General features: G+C 55.4%; 19 protein-coding genes and 2 pseudogenes. 12 read left to right on the top strand and 9 right to left on the bottom strand.

The window, feature by feature from the left end:
* Nucleotide 1: 1 nt before the first annotated feature.
* Together VHB22_RS02840 and VHB22_RS02835 are read left to right on the top strand one after the other, a co-directional pair.
* Nucleotides 2–832, top strand: coding sequence for a universal stress protein (locus tag VHB22_RS02840; RefSeq protein ID WP_325455436.1), 831 nt, complete (start codon nt 2–4; stop codon nt 830–832).
* Between the two features lie 65 nt (nt 833–897).
* A complete protein-coding gene (locus VHB22_RS02835; protein ID WP_325455435.1) occupies nt 898–1,206 on the top strand; it encodes a cytochrome c in 309 nt (102 codons plus the stop codon).
* Nucleotides 1,207–1,251: 45 nt separating this feature from the next.
* On the opposite strand, the gene VHB22_RS02830 is transcribed toward VHB22_RS02835, so the two are convergent.
* Nucleotides 1,252–1,608, bottom strand: a complete 357-nt coding sequence (locus tag VHB22_RS02830; RefSeq protein WP_325455434.1) for a cytochrome c — start codon at nt 1,606–1,608, stop codon at nt 1,252–1,254.
* Between the two features lie 208 nt (nt 1,609–1,816).
* Between VHB22_RS02830 and VHB22_RS02825 the strand changes: the two genes are divergently transcribed.
* From VHB22_RS02825 to VHB22_RS02815, 3 genes are read left to right on the top strand one after another with little or no spacing between them, the layout of a single operon-like run.
* The gene (locus VHB22_RS02825) at nt 1,817–2,956 is read left to right on the top strand and encodes an ABC transporter permease (protein WP_414652697.1); all 1,140 of its coding nucleotides are present in this window, start codon (nt 1,817–1,819) and stop codon (nt 2,954–2,956) included.
* 4 nt (nt 2,957–2,960) lie between these two features.
* The gene (locus VHB22_RS02820; RefSeq protein WP_325455432.1) at nt 2,961–3,749 is read left to right on the top strand and encodes an ABC transporter ATP-binding protein; all 789 of its coding nucleotides are present in this window, start codon (nt 2,961–2,963) and stop codon (nt 3,747–3,749) included.
* Nucleotides 3,750–3,751: 2 nt separating this feature from the next.
* Entirely contained in the window at nt 3,752–4,900 is a 1,149-nt protein-coding gene (locus VHB22_RS02815) for an ABC-type transport auxiliary lipoprotein family protein (protein ID WP_325455431.1), read from the top strand.
* A 38-nt stretch (nt 4,901–4,938) separates the two neighbouring features.
* On the opposite strand, the gene VHB22_RS02810 is transcribed toward VHB22_RS02815, so the two are convergent.
* From VHB22_RS02810 to VHB22_RS02790, 5 genes are all read right to left on the bottom strand, one after another.
* Nucleotides 4,939–5,481: a flavin reductase family protein gene (locus VHB22_RS02810; protein ID WP_325455430.1), complete on the bottom strand. Its 543-nt coding sequence runs from the start codon at nt 5,479–5,481 to the stop codon at nt 4,939–4,941.
* A gap of 92 nt (nt 5,482–5,573) precedes the next feature.
* A complete protein-coding gene (locus VHB22_RS02805; protein ID WP_325455429.1) occupies nt 5,574–6,611 on the bottom strand; it encodes a zinc-dependent alcohol dehydrogenase family protein in 1,038 nt (345 codons plus the stop codon).
* 217 nt (nt 6,612–6,828) lie between these two features.
* Nucleotides 6,829–7,326: a hypothetical protein gene (locus VHB22_RS02800; RefSeq protein ID WP_325455428.1), complete on the bottom strand. Its 498-nt coding sequence runs from the start codon at nt 7,324–7,326 to the stop codon at nt 6,829–6,831.
* 69 nt (nt 7,327–7,395) lie between these two features.
* Nucleotides 7,396–7,746 (bottom strand): HPF/RaiA family ribosome-associated protein, encoded by a 351-nt coding sequence (locus tag VHB22_RS02795; RefSeq protein ID WP_325455427.1) that lies wholly within the window; start codon nt 7,744–7,746, stop codon nt 7,396–7,398.
* A 9-nt stretch (nt 7,747–7,755) separates the two neighbouring features.
* Complete coding sequence (locus tag VHB22_RS02790; protein ID WP_325455426.1) at nt 7,756–8,211, bottom strand: c-type cytochrome; 456 nt, start codon at nt 8,209–8,211, stop codon at nt 7,756–7,758.
* 316 nt (nt 8,212–8,527) lie between these two features.
* Here VHB22_RS02790 and VHB22_RS02785 point away from each other — a divergent pair, with 316 nt between their 5' ends.
* The 4 genes from VHB22_RS02785 (at nt 8,528) to VHB22_RS02770 (ending at nt 14,312) form a co-directional block, all read left to right on the top strand.
* Nucleotides 8,528–9,628, top strand: a complete 1,101-nt coding sequence (locus tag VHB22_RS02785; RefSeq protein WP_325455425.1) for an HlyD family secretion protein — start codon at nt 8,528–8,530, stop codon at nt 9,626–9,628.
* Nucleotides 9,625–12,375: a ribosome-associated ATPase/putative transporter RbbA gene (rbbA, locus tag VHB22_RS02780; RefSeq protein ID WP_325455424.1), complete on the top strand. Its 2,751-nt coding sequence runs from the start codon at nt 9,625–9,627 to the stop codon at nt 12,373–12,375. Before VHB22_RS02785 ends, rbbA begins: the two co-directional genes overlap by 4 nt.
* A gap of 6 nt (nt 12,376–12,381) precedes the next feature.
* Nucleotides 12,382–13,506 (top strand): ABC transporter permease, encoded by a 1,125-nt coding sequence (locus VHB22_RS02775; RefSeq protein ID WP_325455423.1) that lies wholly within the window; start codon nt 12,382–12,384, stop codon nt 13,504–13,506.
* A 281-nt stretch (nt 13,507–13,787) separates the two neighbouring features.
* Nucleotides 13,788–14,312, top strand: coding sequence for a hypothetical protein (locus VHB22_RS02770; RefSeq protein ID WP_325455422.1), 525 nt, complete (start codon nt 13,788–13,790; stop codon nt 14,310–14,312).
* A 698-nt stretch (nt 14,313–15,010) separates the two neighbouring features.
* Here the strand turns inward: VHB22_RS02770 and VHB22_RS02765 are convergent.
* A pseudogene (locus VHB22_RS02765) lies at nt 15,011–15,321 on the bottom strand (MBL fold metallo-hydrolase); the annotation flags it as partial.
* 14 nt (nt 15,322–15,335) lie between these two features.
* Here VHB22_RS02765 and VHB22_RS02760 point away from each other — a divergent pair.
* Complete coding sequence (locus VHB22_RS02760; RefSeq protein WP_325455459.1) at nt 15,336–15,644, top strand: AAA family ATPase; 309 nt, start codon at nt 15,336–15,338, stop codon at nt 15,642–15,644.
* A gap of 141 nt (nt 15,645–15,785) precedes the next feature.
* Here the strand turns inward: VHB22_RS02760 and VHB22_RS02755 are convergent.
* Together VHB22_RS02755 and VHB22_RS02750 are read right to left on the bottom strand one after the other, a co-directional pair.
* Nucleotides 15,786–15,905 (bottom strand): annotated as a pseudogene (locus VHB22_RS02755) (NAD(P)-dependent alcohol dehydrogenase); the annotation flags it as partial.
* Between the two features lie 61 nt (nt 15,906–15,966).
* A complete protein-coding gene (locus tag VHB22_RS02750; protein WP_325455421.1) occupies nt 15,967–16,461 on the bottom strand; it encodes a pyridoxamine 5'-phosphate oxidase family protein in 495 nt (164 codons plus the stop codon).
* 188 nt (nt 16,462–16,649) lie between these two features.
* Between VHB22_RS02750 and VHB22_RS02745 the strand changes: the two genes are divergently transcribed.
* Together VHB22_RS02745 and VHB22_RS02740 are read left to right on the top strand one after the other, a co-directional pair.
* Nucleotides 16,650–16,934 (top strand): hypothetical protein, encoded by a 285-nt coding sequence (locus VHB22_RS02745; RefSeq protein WP_325455420.1) that lies wholly within the window; start codon nt 16,650–16,652, stop codon nt 16,932–16,934.
* 488 nt (nt 16,935–17,422) lie between these two features.
* Nucleotides 17,423–17,632: a hypothetical protein gene (locus VHB22_RS02740; RefSeq protein WP_325455419.1), complete on the top strand. Its 210-nt coding sequence runs from the start codon at nt 17,423–17,425 to the stop codon at nt 17,630–17,632.
* The last annotated feature ends 25 nt before the right edge of the window (nt 17,633–17,657 follow it).

The following is a 17,657-nucleotide window of genomic DNA, read 5'->3' as shown; positions in this document are numbered from 1 at the left end:
GATGCAGTATCGGACAATATTGTTGAGCCTCAATGACGAGCCGCGCGTGCCAAATCTCGTAAGCGTCGCGCTATCGTTGGGGGGCGATAACGCGCACGTTATCGGCCTTTATGCTCTGCCGTCGGTTGCCCCTCCGCAGGAGGCCATTGGCGTGGGCGATAGACCCTGGCTGGATGAGCAATTGCGCTCATTCGAGGGCCAGGCAGAGCGCGTAAGGAATAAATTCGAGGGTCTGTTCAAAGGCAAGCGGGCAACCCATGAATGGCGTTTCGATAAGTCGAGTTTCGATGCGTCCGTTGCGGATTCGGTAATTGAGCACGGCCGAACGGCAGATCTGATCGTTACCAGCCGAGCCCCGCAAAACGGGTGGATCGATGATGTTGCCGAACGGGCTGCCATCGAGAGCGGGCGTCCGGTCATCGTGCTGCCAGAAGAAGGCGACTTGCTATCGATTGGCAGGGAAATCACAGTCGCGTGGAAGAGCTCAAAAGAGGCGACGCGCGCGGTCTTCGATGCTTTGCCGTTGCTGCGGAAATCGCGGCACGTGCGTCTTCTGACTGTGTTTGAAGATGGTGTTGAGAATGTCGATCTTGCATTAAGGGCCGAACTCCTGGCATCGCTCTCCAGGCACGGCATTGAGGCCGAGATCGAATCCATCCCCAAGATCGGTCTTTCCGTCGGAGATGCCCTTCTCGATTATGCCAAGAGCCGAAACCAGGACTTGCTCGTTATGGGACTCTACGGGCATTCCAGATTCCGCGAATTCTTTCTGGGCGGCGCGTCGCGCGACGTGCTCGGCCATGTGTCCGTTCCTATATTTCTATCGCACTAGGAGTGGCCCCATAGGAGGTGACATTGAAACAGTATCGAAGCCGGTGTGCGTGGTATGGAGCCGCGATGGCTACCGCACTCATACTGTCTATTTCAGCATACGCGCAGGAGCCGGGCGATGCCAAGGCAGGTTACGCTTTCGCGCAGCGAAATTGCGCAGAGTGTCACGCCGTCGGGCGCGGTCAAACCGAATCTCAAAATCAGGATGCGCCGAGCTTTGAGAGTGTCGCCAAAACGGGCGGTATGACGGGACGGGCACTCGTTGTCTGGTTAGAGACCTCGCATCCCACGATGCCGAATTTTCTCTTTTCGGAAAAAGATCGCAACGACGTCGTCGCATACATCCTGAGCCTGAAGCCAGTGCCGGCACAATGAGGGTGGCACGCGAGATGTCCTGGATTTTCCCCCTTTCAGCCGGACTCACGGCTTGTTTGGCGCGACGCGTTTGAGGCTGTCGAGATAGGCCAGGATCGCGTTGATCTCGTCGGGTTGGAATACAAATTCTGGCATGTCCGGATGCCCAGAAACGATGCCTTCGGCCAATGCTTCGGCGAGATACTCTACGGGATAGCGCTTTACGACATCGCGAAATGGCGGCGCTTGTGGATGATGACTCTCGTCGGTCCTCCCTATCCCATGGCATCGCGCGCACTTTTGCTGAAGAATCGCTTCGCCGCGATCGATGTCGCTGGACTGGGCGCTCAGGTCGGCGACCCCGAGGTTCAGCGTGCATAAGATGCAGGCTGCCAATAGCGATGGCCAAGTGTAAGACGGCATACGACAACATCCTCGCATAGGCTCGCCGGTCTCCAAATGGGAGAAAGCCGAGGCGTAATAAACCTCTAGCTGATGAGCAGTCGTTGACGGGCATCAACGCCTAGGAAGAACTCCACCGCATAATCTCTGTAACATCTCGGTGGCGTGCGTCCGCGACTACGGATTGAGCTGTCCGGATGCGAGATGGAAGCGGCCTCCAAAGGCCTGAATGCGTAGGGGCCCTGCCTTGGGAAGTGAGCTACTGCAGCCGATCGACGACGATGGTGGAACAAAGTTCAAGGCGAGCGGTGCCTGGACAGCGGATAATGCGCGTGAACTGGATGTCATCGCGCGAGACCTAATGGGGGCGCGATCTTTCGAGATAGATGCAACGGATATCAAAGCCTTCGATACATTCGGCGCTCGAACGCTCTACCGGCTGTTGCGCAGCTCCACAATGAGTAGCTGTGATGTTTCTTTGCATGGCTTGCCGCAGCACTACGGCGATCTATTCAATCGTGTCAGCAAAGCTGCCGACAATCCACATGCAGCCGCTGAGGCCAGTTGGTCATTAAATTCCGTCGTAAGCGTTCTCGGGCAGAACGTTCTCCGCATGGAAGTCGGCCTTTTAGATTTCCTCGCAATGGTTGGGGAAATTGGCAACGCTGCGGTTCGCGTGTCTCTTAATCCGCGGAGCTTTCGTTTGACGTCCGCCGTCAATCAGCTCGATCGCGTTGGGTGGCAGGCAGTTCCGATCATTCTTCTGATTACATTTTTGATTGGCTGCATCATCGCGCAGCAGGGCTTCTTCCATTTCCGCAAATTCGGAGCGGATGAATATGTCGTCGACATGGTCGGGATACTCATTCTGCGCGAGATCGGCGTCTTAATCGTGGCCATCATGGTCGCTGGACGATCTGGGAGCGCCTACACCGCCGAGCTTGGATCGATGAAGATGCGTGAGGAAATCGACGCATTGCGAACTATGGGACTCGATCCTGTTGAAATCCTTGTGCTCCCCCGCGTTGTCGCATTGATCATCGCGCTGCCGATGCTCGATTTTCTTGGCTCAATGGCTGCGCTCTATGGCAGTGGACTCACCGCTTGGTTTTACGGACATATGAGTCCCGAGATCTTCATTGCTCGCTTGAAAGACGCGATATCGATTACGCACTTCAAGGTCGGCATTATCAAAGCGCCATTTATGGCGCTGGCGATCGGAGCAGTCGCATGCGCCGAAGGTTTTGCCGTGAAGGGCAGTGCGGAATCTCTTGGACGTCAAACCACGTCGTCGGTCGTCAAATCGATATTTCTCGTGATCGTTCTGGACGGATTGTTCGCCATTTTCTTCGCCTCAATCGGGATGTGAAGGCATGGGCCAGTCGATCGATCCCGTTATTCGTGTGCGCGACCTCGTCGTCGGATTCGATGACTTTATTGTTCTCGATCACATTTCCTTAGATCTCCTTCGCGGGGAGATCCTTGGCCTCGTTGGAGGCTCCGGCAGTGGCAAGTCGGTGCTTCTCCGGACAATCATCGGGCTGCTGCAGAAGAAAGAGGGATCGATCGAGGTCCTCGGTAGCGACATAGACCACATGAGTTATGAGGAAAGGCGCGCGATAGAGCGACGTTGTGGTGTTCTCTTCCAGCACGGAGCGCTGTTCTCGTCTCTCACCGTGTTGGAGAACGTCCAGTTTCCGATGCGTGAATACTTGGGCATTTCGCAAGGCTTCATGGACGATGTAGCTCTCGCTAAGCTCGATATGGTCGGTCTCAATGCCAGGGACGCGGAGAAATACCCATCAGAACTTTCCGGAGGTATGACCAAGCGTGCGGCTCTTGCCCGTGCATTGGCACTCGATCCAGAAATCGTTTTTCTCGACGAGCCAACGTCTGGCCTCGACCCTATTTCCGCGAGCGATTTCGACGCATTGATCCGTACGTTACAACAGACCCTGGGCCTCACGGTCTTCATGGTAACGCACGACCTAGCGAGCCTTGCCAACGTCTGTGATCGCATTGCTGCGCTCGTAAACGGCAGAGTCGTTGCTTCAGGCACGCTTGAAGCGATGAAAGTCTCTGCGGATCCGTGGGTGCGAACATACTTCGGCGAAAGAAAAGGGCGGCCGGTTCTGAGCAGGAGCGCGAGGCAACGCGAGTGAGGATGACCATGGAAAACAAGGCTCGTTACATTCTCGTTGGTCTTTTCACGCTCGCGGTTATTGTCGCGGGTTTTGCATTCACCTACTGGCTCAATACGACTGGCGCCCTACAGCAACGATCGTACTATCGCATTCGCTATCAGAATTCCGTCGCGGGTTTGCTTGTTGGCTCTGCCGTGCAGTTCAACGGCGTTCGCGTCGGCGAGGTGACGGCCCTCGATCTCAATCCTGCCACCCCAAAGGAAGTTGTCGTCACGGTAGCGGTGGCGCCGTCCGCACCTGTGCGTAGCGATACCAAAGCGGGAATTGCCTTTCAGGGTTTAATGGGTGCACCTGCTGTCGCGCTTACCGGCGGATCGAGCACGCCGCTGCCATCAGGGACATCTTCTGCGGATATACCTGTTCTGATCGCAGATCCAGACGCGGGGAAAACAATGACCGAAGCCGCGCTGGGTGCGCTACATCGGGTCGATGCCGTCGTTTCGGAAAATTCCGCTCCTCTCAAAAGCACGATCGCTAATCTCAGCAAGTTTACAGACGCACTTGCACGCAATTCGGATCGTGTCGATAGCATTCTTGCCGGGCTTGAGCGCATGACTGGGGGCTCGAAGGCACAGAACGCGGTCTTTGACCTGACGGCTGCGCGCAGGTTCCCGAAATTCCGAAAGCCTGCCCTGGGCCTGCTGGTTGTACAATATCCGACAGCTGCCGCTGCGCTCGGGCAGGACAAAATTCTGATCCGGGACGATGGCGGGCTCAAGCCTTTTACGCCGGAAGCGAAGTGGAGCGACATGCTGCTTGAGGAAGTGCAATCGAGTATTGTGCAGAGTTTCGAAAATGCCGGCTTTCTGGGTCAGGTGTCGCGACCGGTCGAAGGCACAACGGCGGATTTTCAACTCGTAACGGATATTCGCAATTTTCAAATTCTTGCAGGAACACCAGCGACCGCCGATGTCGAGTTCTCCGCCAAGGTTCTCAATGGCGAAGGCCATGTGGACGGTGCGCGTCTCTTCCGCATAAATAAGCCGGTTCATTCACCGGATGCTGTTGGTGCCGCAAGCGCGCTCGATGCAGCCTTTGGATCGATGCTGCCTGATCTTGTCGTCTGGACGTCGACAATCATTGGGAGCGCTCCTTCAACGCCGCACTGATCGATCACGCTCGAGTGCTCAAAAGCATAGCTACGTCTTCAGAGACCCGTTGGAAGCTTGGTAGCCATCATTTTTTTCCGATCATATTTGCGGCCGTCCGCTACGAATGTGCCGTCGCCGACAGCATGCAGCATGCGCTTTTCTTTCCGCCCAACGTCGATGTGCGCAACAACACCCTCAAGCATGACAATGTCGTGACGTTGGATAAGATCGATGACCTTGCATTCGATGTTGGCGAGGCATTCTGCAATCAAAGGCGCGCCGACAGCCTTTCCAGCGACGGCCGTGACCCCAAATTTGGCGAACTTGTCAGTATCGCCGCCCGAGCATGTTCCAATGCCTACCACCTGATCCAGCATGTCGACAGTGGGAATGGCAATCACGCACTCCTTGGTTTTTCGCAAAGCGGCGAACGAATAATTCCAGCTTCCGGTAACGAGAGCGAATACCGGGGTGAAGTCTTGCACCATGATCCAAGAGATCGTCATGATGTTGCTCCTACCCTTGTCTCGGGTCGTCACGAGCACCACTGGCCCGGGCTCAATCAGGGTGAAGGCGCGGCTCAATTTCATCTCTCGCATCCAAGCAATCTCCAGAATGCGCTTAAAGCTTGTCGCTGAATAGGATCTTTGCCGTTGCCGCGTCGCTTGCTTTGCGAGTTGGATGATTTTGGTCAAGCTTCGATGATAACCTTCAAGGCCCGCGTCTCTGCCGCTCGGCTGAAGGTGTCATAGGCATCAAGAATTTTGTCGAGCTTGAACCGATGGGTAATGAGCTTTGTCGGGTCGATCTTGTGTGCCTCAACGGTCTTCAGCAGCATTGGCGTAGATACGGTGTCGACAAGGCGCGTCGTTATGGTGATGTTCTGACTCCAGAGACGCTCAAGATGCAAATCGACCTTGACTCCGTGGACACCGACATTCGCAATCGTTCCTCCCGGTGCAATGATATCCTCGCAGGTCAGAAACGAAGCAGGCACGCCTACGGCCTCTATGGCTGTATCAACGCCGCGTCCGCCGGTTAATTTCATTACAGCTTCTGTGGCTTTGTTTCCCGTGGCGTTAATCGTTTTTGTGGCGCCAAAGCGTCTTGCGGCTTCGAGCCGGTTGTCATCAAGATCAATCATGATGATTTCTGCCGGCGTGTAGAATTGCGCTGTCAATAAGGCCGCAAGCCCGATCGGGCCGGCGCCTACAATTGCGATTGTACTGCCTGGCGCAACCTTGCCGTTGAGAACTCCGCACTCAAATCCGGTCGGAAGGATATCACTGAGCATGACGAGAGCTTCCTCATCGATCCCTTCCGGTATTCGATAGAGGCTCGTGTCGGCATGAGGGATTCGAACGTATTCGGTTTGTGTGCCGTCAATCTCGTTGCCAAGAATCCAGCCGCCGCTTGTGCAGTGCGAGTACATGCCCCGCCGACAGTATTCGCAGCGTCCGCATGCGGAGATGCAAGAAATAAGAACGTGGTCGCCGGCGCGAAAAGTCGCGACGCCTGGTCCGACTTTCTCAACAACGCCAGTCCCTTCGTGACCCAAGATTCGTCCGGGACTGCATGTTGGAACATCGCCCTTCAAGATGTGGAGATCGGTGCCGCATATCGTCGTCTTGGAAATCCTCACGATGGCATCGCCTGGGTTTCTTATATCCGGAATAGGCCGGTCTTCGACAGCTTTCTCGCCGGGGCCTTTGTAGATAAGCGCTTTCATTGTGCGTCTCATTTCGATGCCAGTATCGCAGTTATCTGCCGTACGATTTACGATTATTACTTTCCGGCCCTTGATCTGGATCAGTCCTTTCGACGCAATTAAATGCGGAGTCCGCAGATCAGCTTTGCGCATGCCCGCGGGGGCGTCTTAAAAGCTGCAAACTATCTGCGCTCCGGCGGATCTGCTACTGCCGCAGCGACATGTCTCGGCTCTATTATTATTTCATTATTATTTCGGCGGCAGCGAGACGACGATAGAGATCACGGCGCCGTTTCAACGGCCACCAGTCGTAGAGGAATGTTTCAATCGGCTTCCAGTTCGCAACCCAGCCGACAAGCAGCAAACTTTCCGCAATCGTGCTGGCAAATGGACCAGCGCCGAGTCGCGAACGCACAATTTGACTCGACATGAAACAGACAATGAGAATCGGTAGGCCAATTGCCACGTAACGGCGTCCGATTCGGAAAAGCTCGTTAAGTTCGCGCTGCTGAGCTTCGGCACGTTGCACGAAGTAATTTAGAAGCGCCGTTCTCAGGTCACGCTCCTCTGCCTTCCTGGCTTCAAGTTCGGGCAGATGAATAGCTATTGCAAACTCCGCATGCGTTGGAAGTTCGCGAGCCCATCCCACGATATACTCCGCAGCATCGTCGTCGAGATCCCTTTCCGGGAATGGCGAAGGGTCAAGAGAATTGAAGAGTTGAGAAAGCTCCTTCACGCGCACTTCAATGATCTGCCGAGGTGAGGAGTTGGGCGGCATATCGACCGATGCTAGTTCTGCCCAGAGTCAGCTGCGTTCGCTTTGGGAGGTCTTCGTCTCTTGCGAACGAGGTCCTGTAATTGGCGGCGGGCCGCGGCAAAATGCGTCGGAGATTGTGACGTTGAGATCCTCATTTCGGCCAGTCTTGGCCGGATCGTGCGTGACGGCGATGTCCTCTACGCCCGGAACTGTGAAGATGAGCCTAACACTATAGCTATCGCCCTTGCTATGGCGACGCTGCTCCTTGTCGATGACGACGCGAGCAGCGGTCAGGCGCCCATAAAATTGTTCAAGCTTGTCAAGTTCTTCGCGGACGCGGTGCTCGATCGCATCGCTATGCTCGACGTGTTCGAAACTGATTTGGATAGAAGCTTCCATTTCTCGAACTTACTTCTGAATGGATTGAAGATAGGACTTGAGTTCGATGACGGCGCGGCGGGAATAAGCAGCGCCGGCCTTGCCGCCATTGCCCTCTTTGCTGAAGACCAAGCCCCAAATTGGCATGGCGCGCGTCCCGTGTCCGGAGATGTCGCCGCCAAAGCGGATGATGTCGGCAATACGCGGGGCATCAAATTTGCCGTTCTCCTGTTTGCTGAGGGTCGTGAGGTCTGCCGGCTTCACATTGAGCACACCGGCCATGGGCCCATTGCCGGTGCCGTCACTGCCGTGACACTGCGCGCAATGCTCAAGAAATAAATCTTTGCCCGACGGCACGTCGACAGCACCAAGCGGCTTGGCAATTGCCCAAGTCGCAAAGATCGAAACGGCGACGAGCATGGAAGCAACAAGCGCAAAAGCGGCGTAGGAGCTTTGCGCGAGATACGAGCGGTTTATGTCTAACATCTGAGTAACCGGCAATTCTGTTGACTGGCAATAATTCAAAGCAACTGACGGCGCGAGCATTGACAAGCGTCAAACGAAGTGCCGTGCTGCTGACGGCAGCAAACTTATATTCAATACATTGAACTGCTCTCAAATTTGTTCCAGGTCAACGCACACGCCCTTTTAGTCCTTAACGCTAACGCTAACGCTAACGCTAACGCGAATGCGGTGTGCTCTTGCGTCTCTTTTCGTTTGGGCTTGGCGCTCACGAAGCTATTGGAGCTGCCAGAGCAATAGAAATTTTCTTGAACCCATTAGGCAGAGTGGGCGATGCGCCATGCAGCCTGAGCAAAATGCAGAGAAAGAAACTGTTGCCGCTGAACGGTTTCCGCCTCAACAGCAACAACTCGTCCCTAGGATCGAGAAGCCACCGGCGTTGACGAGGTCGACTTCGGTTCGCCGCTTTCTTCGCTGGCGTCCGATTCTTGTTGTGCTCATAGGTATCTCAGCTTCTGCCGGAGCCGCTTACTGGTGGATGCATCGACCGCCGCCGCTCCCGGCCGCAATCGTGGTCGGCAACGGGCGGATCGAAGCCGACCCGATCGACATAGCGACTAAATTCCCGGGGCGGGTTCTTGAACTGCGCGTCGACGAGGGTGCCAAGGTGACAGCCGGTCAGATCCTGGCTGTCATGGATACGCGCGACCTCGAAGCTTCATTGAAGAAAGCAGAAGCGCAGGTAGAGCAGGCAAAGAAGGTCATCAACGAGACAAATGCTCTTTTGAATCAGCAGCATTCTCAGCTCGTGCTTGCGCAGCAGCAAATGGACCGGGCCAGCTCCTTATTCAAAAGTGGATGGATCACGAAAGAGGTCTTTGACCAGCGGCAGCAAGCTCTCAATGCGGCACAGGCAGGAGAGATTGCGGCTCAGGCACGTGTAACGGAAGCGGTGCATGCTCTGGAAGCGGCCAATCACGATGCGGAACTTCTCCGGGTCAATATCTCCGACAACACACTGGTCGCGCCTCGCGCTGGCCGGATTGCTTATCGTATTGCCAATACCGGCGAGGTTTTGGCTGCGGGCGGCAAGGTCTTTACCATGCTCGATTTCGGCTACGTCTATATGGACATTTATCTTCCGACACTCGAAGCCGGCCGGGTCAGAATCGGAGATGACGCCCGTATTGTGCTCGACGCGTACCCAGATCATCCCATTCCCGCGAACGTCACCTTCATTGCCGATCAGGCGCAGTTTACGCCGAAGATGGTTGAGACGCAGACCGAACGCGACAAACTGATGTTCCGTGTGCGTGTGCGCATCGATCCGGCTCGCTCGATTTCACACGCCGATTACGTCCGAAGTGGATTGCCGGGCATGGCATATGTCCTGACAGATGCCAAAACCAAGTGGCCGGAGCGCCTGCAGGCGAAGTCATGACGATGGCGAGCGAAACGTCTGTTGCTCGTCTTGAAGGCGTTTCTCATAAGTATGCGAATGTTTTTGCGCTTGATGACCTAACTGTCGACATTCCGGCCGGGAGGATGGTTGGTCTTATCGGCCCGGACGGGGCCGGCAAGTCATCGCTTCTCGCCTTAGTCTCGGGTGCGCGCCGAATTCAATCAGGTAGCTTAACCGTTCTCGGCGTGGATATGTCGAAGGCTGTGGATCGGAGAGCGATCTGTCCGCGCATCGCATACATGCCGCAGGGTTTGGGCAAAAATCTTTATCCCGATCTGAGTGTGCGCGAAAATATCGAGTTTTTTGGCCGATTATTTGGCCAGAATTGGATAGAGCGCGAGGCGCGCATCGCACATCTGATGGAGAGCACGGAGCTATCGTCGTTCGCTGATCGACCGGCACAAAAGCTCTCGGGCGGTATGCGTCAGAAACTGGGCCTTTGCTGTTCACTCATCCATGATCCGGATCTCTTGATCCTCGACGAGCCCACAACGGGCGTCGATCCGCTCTCGCGGCGACAGTTCTGGAAGCTCGTCCAGCGCATGCGCCGCCGGCGCGTGGGCATGAGTGTCATTGTCGCGACCGCCTACATGGAGGAAGCGGAACAGTTCGATTGGCTCATCGCAATGAATGCAGGTGAGGTTCTCGCCATGGGAACGCCTGCCGACATTAAGAAAGAGACGGGCGCGAAGACGATCGAAAACGCCTTCATCAGTCTTCTTCCTCCAGGGATGAGAGCTGGGCACCGCACGCTCGAGATCCCGCCACCTATCAAAACGATTGACGGCCCCGTGATCATTGCGCGCGGTCTTACGCGAAGGTTCGGCGACTTCACAGCTGTCGATCACGTAAGCTTCGACATCCGTCGCGGCGAGATTTTCGGTTTCGTCGGCTCAAATGGCTGCGGCAAGTCCACGACTATGAAGATGCTGACCGGTCTTTTGCCGTCGACCGAGGGCTCGGTAACGCTGTTCGGCCATCCAGCAAAAGCGGGCGACATGCATCTGCGCACGCGCGTCGGTTACATGTCGCAATCGTTCTCGCTCTATAGCGAATTGACTGTCCGGCAGAACCTCGACTTGCACGCTCGATTGTTCCATTTATCCCGGTATTCCATAAAGAACCGCATCGACTTTCTGATCTGGCGGTTCGGCCTTTCGGATTATATCGACAAGCTTGCCGAGGATATTCCGCTGGGTATCCGGCAGCGGCTGTCGTTGGCTGTCGCAGTCGTGCATGAGCCAGAGCTTCTGATTCTTGACGAACCAACGTCGGGTGTTGATCCGATCGCGCGCGACGGATTTTGGGAATTACTGGTCGACCTCTCGCGAAAAAACGGTGTGACGATCTTCGTTTCGACGCACTTCATGAGCGAGGCGGCGCGCTGTGACCGCATATCGCTCATGGACGCTGGCCGCGTTTTAGCGACGGATACTCCTGATAACCTGATCAAGTCACGCGATGCGCCGACGCTTGAAGAGGCATTTATATCTTACATCGAGGAGGCGGGCAGGTTCCAAACGACCAATGATATGGCGCCATTCAACACAGAATCTGATCCGGAGCGTTCAGCAGAGGCGACAACTGTATCTTCGATATTCTCTTCGCGTCGGATGCTCGCCTACACGATCCGCGAATCGCTCGAGCTTTTGCGTGATCCGATCCGACTGAGCTTCGCGCTGCTCGGAACCGCATTTTTAATACTCATTTTCGGCTTCGGCATAACAACGGATGTCAACTCGCTATCCTTTGCGGCACTTGATCGCGACAACAGCTTCGAAAGCCGAGCCTATCTGAGCGAGCTCCGAGGTTCGCCCTACTTTATTGAGCAATCTCCGCTAAGGGATACCGCGGAATTACAGAGTCGGCTGAAGGGCGGCAAAGTTTCGGCAACGATAGAGATTCCTCCTGGCTTTGGTCGCGACATCCGGCGCGGGCGGCCGACGGAGGTTGGGGTTTGGATCGATGGCGCCATGCCCTTCAGAGCAGAAACTATTCACGGTTATTTGCAGGGCGCCCATCAGCAGTTTCTATCCGATCCCGCCATTCGTGGCCATGTGGGTCTGTCCGATCCGATCACGACGGCGAATATCGAGGTACGCTTTCGCTACAATCAGGACTTCGACAGCATCTACGCGATGGTGCCGTCGACCATGGCCATGCAGCTCGCACTGATTCCTGCCATTTTGATGGCGCTCGCCATCGTGCGCGAGAAGGAGCTTGGCTCTATCATCAACCTCTACGTGACGCCTGTGACGCGACTTGAGTTCCTACTCGGCAAACAAGCTCCATACATCGTCGTGGCGATGCTAAATTTTATTCTGCTGTTTCTGATGGCGATTTTGATATTCAAGGTGCCGCTCAAGGGAAGTTTCTTCACTCTTCTAGTGGGATCGCTCGTCTACGTCACGGCGACGACCGGCTATGGAATGGTGATCTCCTCATTCACGCGGACGCAGATCGCGGCGTTGTTCGGCACGGCCATTCTAACGGTACTACCCACGACGATGTTTTCCGGAATGATGACGCCCGTTTCGTCGATAACGGGCTTTGGAGCGATCATGGGTCGACTGTTTCCGATGACTTATTTCCTGCCGATCAGTGTCGGAACCTTTACGAAGGGATTGGGATTCGCCGATCTCGCGAGATATATCGGACTCCTCGCGCTCTTCATTCCGAGTCTCACCGGCGTGAGCCTGCTCCTTCTCAGCAAGCAGGAAAAGTGACCGGACATGCGCAAGCTTTCGAACATTTTTTGGCTTGGAACAAAGGAGCTGCGCAGCTTCTTCCGCGATTGGGTCCTGCTTGGACTCGTCATCTATTCTTTCTCGATCGCGGTGATGGCGCAGGCTCAGAGCAACTCACAGGAGCTGCACAGCGCTTCGATCGCTATCGTTGACGAGGATCGTTCAGAGCTCTCGCGGCGCATAGCAGGTGCTTTTCTGCCGCCTTATTTCAGGTCGCCGCACTACGTTGAGGAGCGGGATGTCGACCGGTTGATGAACACCGGCCGATACACGTTCGTCGTGGACATTCCGCCACGCTTCGAAAGCGATGTCCTTGGCCATCGCAATCCAGCGCTACAGGTCAACGTTGATGCGACGGCGATGGTCCAGGCTGGTATTGGCTCGAGCTATGCCGTGCAGATTATCACATCCGAGATCAACAGGGTTGTTTCCCGCAGCGAGAATGTGTCGGCGCCGGCGGTGACGCTTTCTGTTCGGATCGCCTTCAATCCTAATATCACGACTGCGTGGTTCACGTCTGTTATGGGCATCATCGGTTCTGTCACCATGCTCGCCATCATTCTTGCCGGTGCGGCTGTTGTACGAGAACGTGAGCATGGCACAATGGATCACCTTCTCGTCATGCCGCTGACGCCGTTTGAGATGGCCATGTCGAAGATTTGGGCGAACGCGCTCGTAATCACAGTCGCGGTTGGACTTTCTCTAATGATCGTCGTGCAACGCCTTCTTGGGATTCCGATTGCTGGCTCCATACCCCTCTTCATGTGCGGCGTAATCATCTATCTCTTCTTCGCGACGGCGGTTGGAATTTTTCTAGCAACGATTGCCCGCACGATGCCGCAACTCGGCCTGCTCTACATTCTGACTGCTGTTCCACTCAACATGCTGTCGGGCGCCAATACGCCACTCGAAAGCATGCCGCCATTCCTACGCACGATTATGCAGGCTTCACCCTCGACGCATTTTGTGTCGTTCGCGCAGGCGATCCTCTACCGCGGCGCCGGGCTCGACGTGGTCTGGCCCAGATTCGTCGCCATCGCGGCAATCGGTGGGCTTTTCCTGTTCCTGGCGCTCCATCGTTTTCGGAGCGTTACGTCCTTGGCAAGTTAACAAGATCGAGATGTTGAAGCTTCAATCGATCGGGCAAATGGATCGGAAATGGGGCTTGCTGAACCGACCTTTTTATGGCCTTTGGAGTCTGGCCAATCTTCGCGCTCAGCCAATATTTTGGCGAACAGTCCGCTTCAGCGAAATTAGGTTGCTGACTGCATTTAACAGCGGCTATCACAGTGGTCCTAGGGCATCATGCATTTCGTCCCATGTATGCCGCTGTCGCTGAGGACATCGGGCTGCCAGAATCCTTAGTTGCGAGATGGAATGGACGAGTGCCCGTGAGTGTCTTCACTAAGGAAATTCATCATGAGACGGGCCAAGTTGCGAGTCCCTATGACGGATCCGTCGATGGCGCCGATCCATTCCCATCGGCGCCTAAAACCCGCGGCACCGATCCGGTCTTTGAGAATATCATTGCCCCACTAACGACGAGCTTCGTCGCCTACCTGCGCGACGATTTGAAGTTCAAGACGGAACGGCCGTACGTTCTCCTCAACAGAGAGGTGAGCCGAAAATGGGACTGGGGACGGGACGATCCTTCAGGAGCGGTTGGCGCCGCCGATGATCTTCGCGAAGCATTGGCCCTCAATCCGAGCTTAAAGATAGCGGTCGTGCATGGCATGACAGATCTCGTAACGCCTTACATGACGAGCCGCTATGTGATTACGCGCCTACCGATCCAACTCACGCGGGACAGGGTATCACTCAATCTTCTCCCCGGCGGCCATATGATGTACCTCCGCCCGGACTCACGAGCTGCACTTACCAAGAGTGCCAAGATTAACTACCCGCATGGAGAGTAAGCAGGCCTCATCATACGCCGCGTCCAACTTCCGTTGACTTTGACCGATCTTGGTTGCCGACGGCAGTTTCTCCAAATTGCCCGCGCGCCATCTCTTCTTTGGCAGGTTCGTCCTGGAACAAGAAACGCATACTGCAACATATACGTATATTCGAACGCCTCAATTCTCGAGTATCCGTGTCATCTGAAACTCCTCCCTTGGATTCATTAAGTTGAAGTCTGCCAATTGCGACAGGTCAATTTTGACATTACCGGGCATATTCTGCCTTTGAAGAGGTGCATGAGCATGGTCGCAATCATATTCGCGATCTGCACTTCGACTTTTACCATGACGACGCTGGCTGGCGGTCAGCCAAATGATAACTGGTCTCCCGACTCCTCGGAAACAATTAAGCCGACGAAACCAGATCCCGAAAACGGGCGCATCATTGCTCGCGCGCTATGTACGAATTGTCATGTGATAGTGAGACCAAATGCGGCGGCCCCAGCTTTCCAGCGATTGCCAACAAACTGGATCAATCAGCCGAACGTATATCGACTTGGTTGCTTAGCGCTCACGGGCCGATGCCAAACGTTTATTTAACGCAAAAAGAACTTCGCGACCTCGCAGCCTACATAATCTCGCTGCGTAAATATAAGTCGTAACTTGATCGAAAAGATCGCGCCTCAGCTGCTTCGGGCGCATGGAGTCCGACGAATCTAAAGCTCATTGATAGGCGCTTTGAGATGGCGCTTGCCGGCTGGGTCCGACTCGGGAAGATGGCCGCCACGGATGTTGAATTGATGGAGGGGATGATGAGTTGAGGCAGGGGTAGAGTCACGCCCCGTGCCGTTCTCATTTTGACGAACGCTTCCTCACTGATGCCGTCACGAACATGGATGTTGTTCTTGCGTTCCTCCACGACAGTCGTATCCCATTTGATTTCTCGGCCGTCCGGCGCATAATCATGACACATAAACAATCTCGTCGCTGGAGGAAGCGCGAGCACGCGTTTCATAGAGCGGTACAGAACGTGCCGCGGCGATCGCCGAGCAATTCGATCCACCTCCTGGTGCCTGCGTGCTGTCGAGCGACCGAATGCGCAAGCAGCTTCATGGCGTTTCCGCCGAAACTCGGCTCGGTCAAGAAGCTTACAGCCCGGCCGTTTCCGAACGCGTCTACGCCGCTCTATTCGCAAAAGCGTGGGCGATCCTGAGCGATGGGCACACCGTCATCGTCGATGCCATTTTCGACCGAGCGGCAGACCGCCAAAAGATAGAGGCGTGTGGAAGAACTGTCGGGGTCCCATTCACCGCGTTGTGGCTAGAGGGCTCCCATGGATCTTCTGGTTGAGCGCTGGGCCAACGACGAGGTGCTCCTTCAGATGCGACGCCGGCGGTTGTCCGCGCACAGGCTGCACGTCAAAAAGGGCCAATTGGTTGGAGGATCGTGCTGGTCAGCGATGACTTGAGCAATGTGGTTGCACATGTGACTGAGAGCAGTGACGATCGCATTGTCGCCTAATCCAGCCGAAAAGGCATCCAGCGGCACCTTCAAGTCGCTCGAGTAGACGCCGAGCGAAGACAGAATCCCGCCCGGACGCAATACGCGCAGGCCCCATTTGCGATTGGATTTGAGCGCGATCAAATTCGTCCGACGGCGTCCGAACGGTCGCTCAGTCGAATTCATAAAGGAAGGTTTTGCCGTAGCCTGCCGCATAGTCGCCGAGCGAGATGGCAACGGGCGTAATCGAGTAAATAAAGAGCCGGTTCGATTCTGCCGGTGCAAACCGTTTTGCTGCCGGCACCGCTTTGAAAAGCAAAAGTTGCAGCTCATGCGCCCGAGCCGGATCGGCGATCTTGGTGGCTCTACCGGAAAGCGACAGCGCTTTTAGTTTATATGCGTTCTCCGTTTCGCTGGCGATCGCGGCCGATACTTTGTTGTTGAGCGCGATATTGCCGGCCTTTTGCGAAGTGGCCTCTGTGCCGAAATATAGGGTAAAACCCGTATTGACGTAGTAAACGGTCGCGGCTTGTGGAAAACCGTCAGGACGAATGGTGGCGAGCGTCATAATGTTATGATGCGCCAGCAGATTGAGAATGATGGCTCGTTTCGTCTCTTCCATCGGAGTTTCGATCGTATGGAATGTATTGCGCCGCTTGATGCTCAACTCTCTTGATCGAATGATTTGTGCAAAGGACTCGGAATGCCCCCTTCCCAGAATTTTGGAAAAGCTAACATGTGCCTGCAAGGAGGCTTTTGACCTGGAACAACTCTGCGGAGGTTGCGATGCCGCGATCCGCCAGCGGGCAATCCGCGCATGTCATCCATCCAGTTTTTTGAAGGGACAATGTCAGCATGCTTGGGGACCTCATTGCGCAATTGGACCGGCCGGAACTAGCAGCGAAAGTGCTCGGCACGCTTGATCCCGACCTCGCGGTTGTGATCGAGACTCGGGCAGCGGCCGCATCGATGACGACCGCGGATTTTGTTGCCGGAGCGGTTCGGGCATTCATCGACAGCGCCGACGATGATTTATGGTTTCAGATGCTCACGGTCATGCGCAAGACGGAGGATCCGGGGTTGACGGTCGTGCAGACGGTCCTGAAGTGGGTTGCGACAGAGCGCCAACGCGCGGTGTGAGCCGGCGCGCGAAGATTAGCTTTGATGTCTTGATCGATCGCCTCAAGATCAATCCGTTGATTTTCGTCAAGGCGACGGCTGCTGGATCGGTGCCAGCATTCTCCACGCTTGGCCAAAGGTTATGTTGCCAGCCGCAGTAATGCCTTGGCTCGTTTTCCCAGGTCATTGAGATCGAGCGCACTCTCATCCACCTGAGTGACCTCGGGCACCCGAGTAAGTAACCATCCAAGCAACAACGCAGGCCGATCGCAGCAGCTGAGGTGAACGTGAGTGCCGAGATGATGTGCATGCGTTGGCTGCGGAAGGGTTGGGTATCAGAAGCGTCAAGACTTTCTTCACGATGCTCACGGCCTCTGCTGGGATCGCGTCATTCCCGTCAATTCCGAAGGCGCAGGAGGGCCTAATCATTCCAGACGAGCCAGGCAAGGCAGAACCGAAAGTAGGTAATCCGCAGCACGGGCTTGGTTGTCGCGTGGGCGCTTTGTGCAATGCGCCACCTGATCGGAAAAAGTCCCCAGGCGCCGGTACCCTCTGACGGTCCGAGCTTCCGCAGTATCGCCAATCGTCGAAATCAAACCACGCAGGCGCTAGCGAATTGGCTGATCGAGCCGCATAAGCCGATGCCCAATATTCATCTCACGTGCGAGGAGATTCGCGATCTCTCCGCCTATATGCTGACGCTGCGGACGCCGCAGTAGTCGCGTGCGCTCTCTGCGTTAGGGA

It is taken from the genome of Hyphomicrobium sp. (genome assembly GCF_035548195.1).
Taxonomy (GTDB): domain Bacteria; phylum Pseudomonadota; class Alphaproteobacteria; order Rhizobiales; family Hyphomicrobiaceae; genus Hyphomicrobium_B.
The sequence above is the reverse complement of the archived record's forward strand: the minus strand, read 5'-3'. Positions and strand labels throughout refer to the sequence as shown.